Consider the following 10670-nt stretch of genomic DNA (forward strand, 5'->3'; position numbering starts at 1 on the left):
CCATGCACGACAAGATCCTCATCCTCGATTTCGGTTCGCAGGTCACCCAGCTGATCGCCCGCCGCGTGCGCGAGGCGCACGTGTACTGCGAGATCCATCCGAACGACGTGTCGGATGCTTTCATCCGCGAGTTCAAGCCGCGCGGCATCATCCTGAGCGGCAGCCATGCCAGCACCTACGAAGACCACCAGCTGCGCGCGCCGCAGGCCGTGTGGGACCTGGGCGTGCCGGTGCTGGGCATCTGCTACGGCATGCAGACGATGGCGGCCCAGCTGGGCGGCAAGGTCGAATGGAGCGACCACCGCGAGTTCGGCTATGCCGAGGTGCGCGCACATGGCCACACCAAGCTGTTCGCCGGCATCCAGGACTTCAGCACCACCGAAGGCCACGGCATGCTGAAGGTGTGGATGAGCCACGGCGACAAGGTGACCGAGCTGCCCCCGGGCTTCAAGCTGATGGCGTCGACCCCCAGCTGCCCGATCGCCGGCATGGCGAACGAGGAGAAGGGCTACTACGCGGTGCAGTTCCACCCCGAGGTGACGCACACGCTGCAGGGCAACGCGATGCTCACCCGCTTCGTGCGGGAGATCTGCGGCGCCGGCGGCGACTGGATCATGGGCGACTACATCGCCGAGGCAGTGGCGAAGATCCGCGAGCAGGTCGGCGACGAGGAAGTGATCCTGGGCCTGTCCGGCGGCGTGGACTCCAGCGTCGCCGCCGCGCTGATCCACCGCGCCATCGGCGACCAGCTCACCTGCGTGTTCGTCGACCATGGCCTGCTGCGGCTGAACGAAGCGCAGATGGTGATGGAGATGTTCGCCGGCAAGCTGCATGCGAAGGTCGTGCACGTCGACGCGAGCGAGCAGTTCCTCGGCCACCTGAAGGGCGTGTCCGACCCCGAGCAGAAGCGCAAGATCATCGGCCGCGAGTTCGTCGAGGTGTTCCAGCGCGAGGCCAGGAAGCTGTCGAAGGCCAAGTGGCTGGCCCAGGGCACCATCTACCCCGACGTCATCGAGTCCGGCGGCGCCAAGACGAAAAAGGCGACCACCATCAAGAGCCACCACAACGTGGGCGGCCTGCCCGAAACCCTGGGACTCAAGCTGCTGGAACCGCTGCGCGAGCTGTTCAAGGATGAGGTGCGCGAGCTGGGCGTGGAGCTCGGCCTGCCGCCCGAGATGGTGTATCGCCACCCGTTCCCCGGTCCCGGTCTGGGCGTGCGCATCCTCGGCGAGGTGAAGCGCGAATATGCCGACCTGCTGCGGCGCGCCGACGCGATCTTCATCGAGGAGCTGCGCGACACGCGCGACACGGCTTCGGGCAGGAGCTGGTATGAGCTCACCAGCCAGGCCTTCGCGGTGTTCCTGCCGGTCAAGAGCGTGGGCGTCATGGGCGACGGCCGAACCTACGACTACGTGGTCGCGCTGCGCGCAGTGCAGACCAGCGACTTCATGACGGCCGACTGGGCGGAGCTGCCCTATGCCTTGCTCAAGCGGGTGTCGGGCCGCATCATCAACGAGGTGCGCGGCATCAACCGGGTGACCTACGACGTTTCGAGCAAGCCGCCCGCCACCATCGAGTGGGAGTGAGTTGCACATGCTGTTCACGCCCGCCGACGAATACGCGATGCGCATCGCGCTCGACCAGGCGCAGAACGCCTGGCTGGTGGGCGAGGTGCCGGTGGGCGCGGTGATCATGCGCGAGGGCCAGGTCATCGCCACCGGCTACAACCGGCCGATCACCACGCACGACCCCACGGCGCATGCCGAGATCGTGGCGCTGCGGCATGCGGCGCAGCTGCTCGAGAACTATCGCCTGCCCGAGTGCGAGCTGTACGTCACGCTCGAGCCTTGTGCCATGTGCGCGATGGCGTTGATGCATGCGCGCCTGAAGCGGGTGGTGTTCGGCGCGCTCGACCCGAAGACCGGCGTCGCCGGTTCGGTGATCGACCTGTTTGCCAACCCTCAGCTGAACCACCACACGCAGATCGTCGGCGGCGTCCTGGCGCAGCCCTGCGGCGACCTGCTTCGCGAGTTCTTTGCCGAGCGGCGGGCGCAGCAGAAGGCGATGCGCCTTGCGGCCGGCGACACCGAGGCGCAAGCCGAGGCCGCCGAGATCCCGGTGGGCCAGACCGTCGAGCTGGAGCTGCCGCCTGAATCGGCGCCGGTCCAGGAAGAAAGCGACAAGAAATGAACGACAACGATACCCAGCCGCTGGTGATGTTCTCGCCGGCCGGTGTGGTGGGGCAGCCGGCCAGCGTGCGCCGCGCCGCCAGGCGGCTGGCCAAGCTCGGCTTCGAGGTCGGCATCGACGAAGCCGCCCTGGCGCGCCACCAGCGCTTTGCCGGCGACGATGAAACCCGCCTGGCCGCCTTGCATCGCGTGGCGCGCGAAGGCGCACGCGGCGAGCGGTCGGTGGCGCTGGCCACGCGCGGCGGCTACGGGCTCACCCGCCTGCTCGACCGCATCGACTGGAAGCTCATGGCCAAGAGCGTCGATGCCGGCCTGCGCTGGGTGGGCTACAGCGACATGACGGCGCTGCAGCTGGCCGCACTGGCCCACGATGCCGGCGGCTGTGAAGGCGGGCACGACCACAAGCACCACCATCATGAACACGAGCTGGAGGGCGGCTGGTGGGCTGGTCCCATGGCCTGCGGCGACTTCGGCGTCGAAGACAGCCAGGGCGGCGTCGACGACGTGACCCAGGACTGCTTCGTCGAGGCCATGCACGGGAAGCTCGAGGCCATCGGGTTTCGCACCGAGGCGGGCTTCGACGGCCTGGGCGTGAAGGGGCGGCTGTGGGGCGGCAACCTCTGCGTCGTGATGTCGCTGATGGGCACGCCGCATTTCCCGCGCATGAAGGGCGGCATCCTCTTCGTGGAAGACGTGAACGAGCATCCGTACCGCGTCGAACGCGACCTGCTGCAATTGCACCAAGCTGGTGTGCTGGATGCGCAGAAGGCGGTGGTGCTGGGCTCGTTCACCGACTTCGTCAAGTCGCCGCTCGACCGCGGCTACAGCCTCAAGGCGGCGGTGGCGCATGTGCGCACCGTCACCAGGACGCCCATCCTGACGGGCCTGCCCTTCGGCCATGTGCGGACCAAGGTGTGCCTGCCGGTGGGGCGGCGCGTGACGCTGGCCGTACAGGGCCGAGACGCCTTCATCGGCTGGTGAGTTGGGGAGCCTTCTCTAACGGATGGCCCGGGCGCCGTAGCGCCCGACTTGCCTAGACAAGCGGCCTGGCACGCGGCTTGCGGGCGGGTGAACCCTGAGCGGTGACGCGCGCCCTGCGGCGTATCATCGCGGCGCCTCGCAACGGCTGGGTCACAAACCCGCACGCACGAGGCGATTTTGTTTGGGTGGCGTTTGCGTGCAGATCCACGCAGGCGTTTTTGGGTCCGAGATGAATTCATCAAGCTTGGGAGCGGCTCGAATGCAAGACCGTATTCCCCTTTGCAGCCGCCTGGTGCGGCGCCTGCTCGCGTCGTGCGCCGCGTTGCTCGCGGCTGCCACGCTCACCGCGTGCAACAACAGCCCCTATCCCGCGGGTTCCGAGAAGGAGAACATCCTTTTCAACTCGTTCGACGAGCGCTCGCCGCGGTATCTCGATCCGGTGGCCTCCTACAGCAACCCGGAGTCGGCCTACACCTACCAGATCTACGAGCCGCTGTACGCCTACCACTACCTCAAGCGGCCGTACGAACTGATCCCGCGCACCGCGGAGTCGGTGGTGCAGCCGTACTACCTCGACAAGGACGGCAAGCGGCTGCCTGACGACGCACCCGTCGAGCGCATCGCCGAAAGCGTCTACGACATCAAGATCAAGCGCGGCATCCTCTATGCGCCGCACCCCGCGTTCGCGAAGGACGAGAAGGGCAACTACCGCTACCTCTCGCTGACCCGCGAGCAGCTCGGCGACAAGCGCTCTCCGTGGGACTTCGAGCACCAGGGCACCCGCGAGCTCACTGCCGACGACTACGTCTACACCCTCAAGCGCCATGCCACGCCGCGCACCGAGGCGCCGATCTTCGGCATCTTCTCCGAGTACGTGATCGGCCTGAAGGAATACCGCAAGCTCATCCTCGAGGAGAACGCGAAGCTGCTCAAGGGCGTTTCGGCGGACACGCGCGACAAGCCCTTCCTCGATTTCCGCAAGTGGGACCTCCCGGGCGTGCAGGCGCTCGACCGCTACACGCTGCGCATCCGCATCAAGGGCAAGTACCCGCAGTGGAAGTACTGGCTGTCCATGACCTTCACCGCGCCGCTGCCCTGGGAGGCCGATGCCTTCTATGCACAGCCCGGCATGGCCGACAACAGCATGTCGCTGAATCAGTGGCCGGTGGGCACGGGCGCCTACATGATGACCGAGTACGTGCAGGACCGGCGGCACGTGATGAAGCGCAACCCCAACTTCCGCGGCGAGCCGTATCCCTGCGAAGGCATGCCGGGGGACAAGGAGGCCGGCCTGCTGGCCGACTGCGGCAAGACCATGCCCTTCATCGACACCATCGTCTCCACAATCGTGAAGGAGAAGGTGCCGCGCAAGGAGATGTTCAAGCAGGGCTATCTCGACGTTCCCGAGATCGAGCGGCCCGAGTGGGGCGTGAACTTCCGCGCCGACGCAGAGGACTCCGACGAAGTGGCGCACCTGTTCAAGGAGCGCGGTTTCCAGTTCCCGCAGACCACCGACGTCAACAACTGGTACATCGGCTTCAACTGGCTCGATCCGGTGGTCGGCAAGGGCGACACGCCCGAGCAGCAGGTGAAGAACCGCAAGCTGCGGCAGGCGCTGTCCATCGCCATCGACTGGGAGGAGGGCTACGGCCGCATCTTCCGCACCAAGGGCGGCGTGGCCGCCCACGGGCCGGTGCCCCCGGGCGCGTTCGGTTCGCGCGAAGGCCAGCCGGGCGGCCACAACCCGGTCACCCACAAGGTCGTCAACGGCCAGGTCGTGAGGCGCTCCATCGAGGAGGCCAGGCAGCTGCTGGCCGAAGCGGGCTATCCCGACGGACGCGACGAGAAGACCGGGCAGCCGCTGGTGCTGAACTACGACTTCCAGCGGGTCATCACGCCCGAGTTCCGTGCCGAGAACGACTGGCTGGTCAAGCAGTTCGCCAAGATCGGCGTGCAGCTCGAGGTGCGAGCCACCGACTACAACCAGTTCCAGGAGAAGGTGCTCAAGGGCAAGCACCAGATCTTCTGGTGGGGCTGGCTCGGCGACTACCCCGATGCCGAGAACTTCCTGTTCCTGCTCTACGGGCCGAACAGCAAGTCCAAGCACGAGGGCGAGAACACCGCCAACTACGAGAACCCCGAGTACGACAAGCTCTACCGCCAGCTGCAGACGCTCGAAGACGGCCCGCAGAAGCAGAAGGTCATCGACGAGATGGTCCGCATCGCCCGCGAGGACTCGCCCTGGGCCTGGGGCTACTGGCCCTATGTGGCCACGGCCTACCAGTCGTGGGTCCACAACGGCAAGCCCGGCATCATGATCCGCGACATGGCCCGCTACTACCGGGTGGACGCCGCCGTGCGCACCCAGAAGCTGGCCGAATGGAACAAGCCCGTGTGGTGGCCGCTGGTGGCCATTGCCGCGCTGGCCGTGCTGCTGGTGTTCTATGCACGCCGCAGCTTCGTGGCCCGCGAGCGCGCCACGGCGCGACCCGCGACCGTTGCCGCGTCGCCCTCGAACTGACGACCCGCTGTCCTGCCATGTTCAACTACATCGTGCGACGCATAGGCTACGGCCTGCTCATCCTCATCGGCGTCAACCTGCTGACCTTCTTCCTGTTCTTCACCGTCAACACCCCAGACGACATGGCGCGCCTGAACATCGGCGGCAAGCGCGTCACGCAGGAGCAGATCGAGACCTGGAAGCGTGAGCGCGGCTACGACAAGCCGCTGTACTGGAACGACAAGGAAGAGGGTAGCGCCAAGTTCACGCGCACCATCTTCTGGGAGCGTTCGATCTCGCTGTTCACGCTCGACTTCGGCCGCTCGGACGCGCGCAACGCCGTCAACATCGGCCACGAGATCCAGACGCGCATGTGGGTCAGCCTGCAGCTGGCGCTGCCGCTGTTCGTCCTGCAGGTGATCGCCAGCACGGCGTTCGCGCTGATGCTGGTGTTCTTCCGCAACTCGCGCATCGACTTCTGGGGCGTGGTGTTGTGCGTGCTGATGCTGTCCATCTCCAGCCTCTTCTACATCATCGTCGGGCAGTTCTTCTTCTCCAGGCTGTTCAGGCTGGTGCCGATCAACGGCTATGCGCCGGGGCTCGACGCGGTGAAGTTCCTGCTGCTGCCCATCCTGCTGTCGCTGCTGTCGCGGCTGGGCAGCGAGGCGCGCCTGTACCGCGCCATGTTCCTCGAGGAGATCGGCAAGGACTACGTCCGCACCGCGCGTGCCAAGGGCCTGTCCGAACAGGTCGTGCTGTTCCGCCACGTGCTGCGCAATGCGCTCATCCCGATCATCACCAGCGCCGGCAGCTACCTTCCGTATGTGTTCCTGGGCAGCCTGGTGTTCGAGAGCTTCTTCGGCATTCCGGGCCTCGGCGCCTTCGTCATCGAAGCCATCACCGGCCAGGACTTCGCCATCGTGCGCACCATGGTGTTCCTGGGTGCCTTGCTGTACATCGCTTCCAACGCCGTGATCGACATCGCCTACACCTGGGTCGATCCTCGCGTGCGCCTGTCCTGAGGTGAACATGGGATTCAAACTCGTCCTGCTGTGGACAGACGTGGCGCTGTGGGCGCTGTTCGCGGCTCTCATGGCCTATGCGCTGCGCGTGCGCAGGGACCCGAACCTGCGGGCCAGCTGGCAGAAGGTGCTGCGCGATCCCGCGGCGCTTTCTGCAGGCGTCGTGCTGCTGCTGTTCGTGACCGTCACCCTGGTGGACAGCATCCACTTCCGCCGGGAGCTGCCCGGCTCGGCGGGCCAGTCGCAGGTGTTCTACGACACGCGCACCGAGTCCTTGCTGGACGTCGTGCTGTCGCGCCAGCTGGCCATGCGTGAGGTCACCTATTCGAGCCCGCTGGCCACGCATGCCTACACCAAGCAGTCGATCGAGGTCGACGGGCAGGTGGTGCGCGACTTCCCGCGGCTGGAACACGGCGGTGCCCACCTGCACGATCCCGCGAAGCAATGGCGTGATGACGTGACGTCCCGGGCCCTTGGTGGACTGCTGGGCGGGCTCGTGTTGTTTGCCGCTGCTGCTGCGGCCGCGGCGTTTCTCATGAGGCGGCACCATGGCGGTACGCTCCAGGCGCTGCGAGACGTGGCGGTCGACCGCACCACCTATCCGGTGCGCGCCGTGCTGGCCACCGTCCTGGTGGTTTGCCTGCTGGGCGGGCCCACCGTCGCGCTGATGGGGCACTACCACGTGTTCGGCACCGACCAGACCGGCAATGACGTGCTGGTGCAGGCCCTGAAGAGCATCCGCACCGCCTTCGTGATCGGCGCGCTTTCCACCTTGGCGACGCTGCCGTTCGCGCTGGGCCTGGGCGTGCTCGCGGGCTACTTCCGAGGCTGGGTCGACGAGGTCATCCAGTACCTCTACACCACGCTGAGCTCGGTGCCCAACGTGCTGCTGATCGCCGCCTGCGTGCTGATGGTGCAGGTGTTCCTCGACAAGCACCCGGAGTTCTTCCAGACCAGCGCGGAGCGCTCGGACCTGAAGATCTTCCTGCTGTGCGCGATCCTCGGCGTCACCGGCTGGGCGACGCTATGCCGCCTCGTGCGCGGCGAGACCCTCAAGCTGCGCGAGCTCGACTACGTGCAGGCGGCCACGGCGTTCGGCGTGGGGCATGCGCGCATCATGAAGCGGCATATCGTCCCCAATGTGATGCACCTGGTGCTCATCACCACGGTGCTCAGCTTCTCGGACCTCATCCTGTATGAGGCTGTGCTCACCTATGTGGGCGTCGGCGTCGATCCGACCATGAGCAGCTTCGGCGGAATGATCAACCTGGCGCGCAGCGAGATGTCGCGCGAGCCCCTGGTGTGGTGGTCGTTCGTCGCCGCCTTTGCGTTCATGGTGACGCTGGTGCTGGCGGCCAACCTGTTTGCCGACGGCGTGCGCGACGCCTTCGACCCGCGCGCCCGCACGTTCCGTCCGCGCATCGCGCCGGCCGCGGCCACGAAGTAGGCAGGACAAGACAACATGCTGCTGCTCGACGATCTGAAAGTTGCGCTGGATGCCGATGCCGGCATCGTGAAGGCGATCGACGGCCTGAAGCTGTCCATCCAGCGTGGTGAAACCTTTGCCCTGGTGGGCGAATCCGGTTGCGGCAAGAGCATGACGGCGCTTGCGCTCATGCGCCTGCTGCCCGACAACGGCCGCATCACGCAGGGCCGGCTCGAACTGGAAGGCGAAGACGTGCTGGCGCTTCCCGAGGCGCGCATGCGAGGCGTGCGTGGCGGGCGCATCGGCATGATCTTCCAGGAGCCCTCCACCAGCCTCAATCCGGTGATGCGCGTGGGCGACCAGATCGTCGAGGCGATCGAGACGCACACCGAACTGCGCGGCGCCGCGGCGCGGGCGAAGGCCATCGAATGGATGCGCAGGGTCGGCATTCCGGAGCCGGAACGCCGCATCGACGAATACCCGTTCCGCCTGAGCGGCGGCCAGAAGCAGCGGGTCATGATCGCCATCGCGCTGGCGGCGGAGCCCGATTTCCTGATCGCCGACGAGCCGACCACCGCGCTGGACGTCACCATCCAGAAGCAGATCCTCGACTTGCTCAAGGACCTGCAGAAGGAGCAGGGCATGGGCATGCTGCTCATCACCCATGACCTGGGCGTGGTGTCGGGCATGGCGCACCGCGTGGCGCTCATGTATGCGGGCCAGATCGTCGAGGTGGCCACGGCACAGGAATTCTTCTCGCGGCCCAAGCATCCGTATGCGCGCCTGCTGCTGGCTGCGCTGCCCGACGCCGGCAAGCGAGGCCAATCGCTTTCGGCCATCCCGGGGACGGTGCCGCCGTTGTGGTCGGAGTTCAACGCATGCCGGTTCGCGCCGCGCTGCGATCGCGCATTCGGCCGCTGCAGCCAGAAGCCGCCCGAACTCCTGGCCGATGGTGGCGCGCACAGCGTGCGCTGTTTCCTGTACAGCGAACCGCCCGAAGCCGGTGGGGGAGCAGGCGTCGCCGCGCGTGTCGAGCCCCAGCCTTCAGTGGGCGAGGGTGCGGCTCGGCAGGCCGCGGGTGCTGCCTTGCTTGAAGTGAAGGATCTGCGTGTGCGCTTCCCGATCCGCAAGGGACTGCTGCACCGCAAGCTCGGCCACTTCGCCGCGGTCGATGGCGTGTCGTTCGACATTCGCGCCGGCGAGACGCTCGCGCTGGTGGGCGAGTCCGGTTGCGGCAAGACCACCACCGGCAAGGCCATCGTGCAGCTGCTGCGTGGAGTGGCCGACATCGACGGGCAGGCCCGCTTCAACGGCAGCAACCTCTTCGAGCTCGAGGCAGACGCGTTGCGCGAAGCGCGCCGCGACATCCAGATCATCTTCCAGGATCCCTTTGCCTCTTTGAATCCGCGCATGCGGGTCGTCGAAATCCTCGAGGAAGGGCTGGTTGCGCTGCGCCCCGATCTCGATGCCGCCGCAAGGCGCGCACGCCTCGAACAGCTGATGGATCAGGTGGGTCTGCGGCGCGATGCGATGGACCGTTATCCGCACGAATTTTCCGGCGGGCAGCGGCAACGCATCGCCATCGCGCGAGCGCTTGCGGTGCAGCCCAGGCTCATCGTGTGCGACGAGCCGACCTCGGCGCTCGACGTGTCGGTGCAGGCGCAGATCCTGAACCTGCTGCGGCAGCTGCAGCGCGAGCTGGGGGTGGCATACCTCTTCATCACGCACAACATCGGCGTCGTCGAGTACATCGCCGACCACGCGGCCGTGATGCAGCGAGGTCGCATCGAAGAGGCGGGCCCGGTGTCCCGCGTGCTGAGCGCGCCATCCAACGCCTACACGCGCACGCTGCTGGCGGCCGTGCCGCGCGTCGAGGTGCCCCGGGCCGTGTTGACGACGGAATGACGATCGAATGACGATGGGCTCGCGCGACGCATTCCAGGCCCTTCTTGGCACGGGCCTTGCAACACAAGGCCTTGCTACTTGTATACACAAGTTCCCCGCAGGGGCGGCGGCCCAGTACGGGTTGACCTGAGTGTCCAGTGATAGTGCGCTTAGTAGAATTCGCGCCCAACGGATGCGACTGTCCCGCACGCTACAAGCCTGCGGGTTTTTGTTTTGTGACCCTTACCCGGGTCGTTTCGTGGAGTGACTGAAAGTGCTGCTGATCCGCAACCAGCGTTCACGCGCGTGCCAGCGAGCGTCCCCGTTGCTCGCGCCACCCGGTTAGGTTGTATCGAACAACACTGACTCCGCGGGCTCAACGACGGCGTATTGCCTGGCCTGACCCGCTCTACTTCCTGCACAAAACTTACCTAGGCACGATCGGAGACTTCATGTTCCGCAACAACAGCTTTTCCCTTCTGGCGCGCATCACGGCAACCCTGGTTGCTGCGGTGTCCATCGCAGGCACGAGCCTGAGCGCACAAGCCCAAACCACCGCGCCCGCGGCCGACGCGTCGGCGGGGGCGAGCGTGCCGGCGGCGATCACGCCGGCGCCGGCGGCGGTGCCGGCGGCGAAGCCGGCGACCAAGACGGTCGAGTCGGTGGAG

7 protein-coding genes and 1 pseudogene are annotated in these 10670 nt (G+C 66.6%); all 8 read left to right on the plus strand.

Annotation, left to right across the window (positions count from 1 at the left end; all coding sequences use genetic code 11):
* The first annotated feature begins 2 nt into the window (after positions 1-2).
* Positions 3-1586 (plus strand): glutamine-hydrolyzing GMP synthase, encoded by a 1584-nt coding sequence (guaA, locus tag E8D38_RS24935; RefSeq protein WP_140636812.1) that lies wholly within the window; start codon positions 3-5, stop codon positions 1584-1586.
* Between the two features lie 7 nt (positions 1587-1593).
* On the plus strand, positions 1594-2190 hold the full coding sequence (gene tadA, locus E8D38_RS24940) for a tRNA adenosine(34) deaminase TadA (protein ID WP_140636814.1): 597 nt from the start codon (positions 1594-1596) through the stop codon (positions 2188-2190).
* Positions 2187-3170, plus strand: coding sequence for an LD-carboxypeptidase (locus E8D38_RS24945; RefSeq protein ID WP_140636816.1), 984 nt, complete (start codon positions 2187-2189; stop codon positions 3168-3170). The genes tadA and E8D38_RS24945 overlap by 4 nt, the downstream gene beginning before the upstream one ends.
* 259 nt (positions 3171-3429) lie before the next feature.
* Positions 3430-5691, plus strand: coding sequence for an ABC transporter substrate-binding protein (locus tag E8D38_RS24950; RefSeq protein WP_140636818.1), 2262 nt, complete (start codon positions 3430-3432; stop codon positions 5689-5691).
* A 17-nt stretch (positions 5692-5708) separates the two neighbouring features.
* Positions 5709-6692, plus strand: coding sequence for an ABC transporter permease (locus tag E8D38_RS24955; protein WP_140636820.1), 984 nt, complete (start codon positions 5709-5711; stop codon positions 6690-6692).
* Positions 6693-6699: 7 nt separating this feature from the next.
* Positions 6700-8139 (plus strand): ABC transporter permease, encoded by a 1440-nt coding sequence (locus E8D38_RS24960; RefSeq protein WP_140636822.1) that lies wholly within the window; start codon positions 6700-6702, stop codon positions 8137-8139.
* 15 nt (positions 8140-8154) lie between these two features.
* Positions 8155-10023, plus strand: coding sequence for an ABC transporter ATP-binding protein (locus tag E8D38_RS24965; RefSeq protein ID WP_140636824.1), 1869 nt, complete (start codon positions 8155-8157; stop codon positions 10021-10023).
* Between the two features lie 431 nt (positions 10024-10454).
* Positions 10455-10670, plus strand: a pseudogene (locus tag E8D38_RS24970) (hypothetical protein); the annotation flags it as partial.

Source organism: Methylibium rhizosphaerae (assembly GCF_006386545.1).
Lineage (GTDB): Bacteria > Pseudomonadota > Gammaproteobacteria > Burkholderiales > Burkholderiaceae_C > Pseudorivibacter > Pseudorivibacter rhizosphaerae.

Excerpts from the sequence above, each read along its gene's own strand:
- guaA (WP_140636812.1), top strand. The coding sequence starts at position 3 with ATGCACGACAAGATCCTCATCCTCGATTTCGGTTCGCAGGTCACCCAG.
- tadA (WP_140636814.1), top strand. The coding sequence starts at position 1,594 with ATGCTGTTCACGCCCGCCGACGAATACGCGATGCGCATCGCGCTCGAC.
- E8D38_RS24945 (WP_140636816.1), top strand. The coding sequence starts at position 2,187 with ATGAACGACAACGATACCCAGCCGCTGGTGATGTTCTCGCCGGCCGGT.
- E8D38_RS24950 (WP_140636818.1), top strand. The coding sequence starts at position 3,430 with ATGCAAGACCGTATTCCCCTTTGCAGCCGCCTGGTGCGGCGCCTGCTC.
- E8D38_RS24955 (WP_140636820.1), top strand. The coding sequence starts at position 5,709 with ATGTTCAACTACATCGTGCGACGCATAGGCTACGGCCTGCTCATCCTC.
- E8D38_RS24960 (WP_140636822.1), top strand. The coding sequence starts at position 6,700 with ATGGGATTCAAACTCGTCCTGCTGTGGACAGACGTGGCGCTGTGGGCG.
- E8D38_RS24965 (WP_140636824.1), top strand. The coding sequence starts at position 8,155 with ATGCTGCTGCTCGACGATCTGAAAGTTGCGCTGGATGCCGATGCCGGC.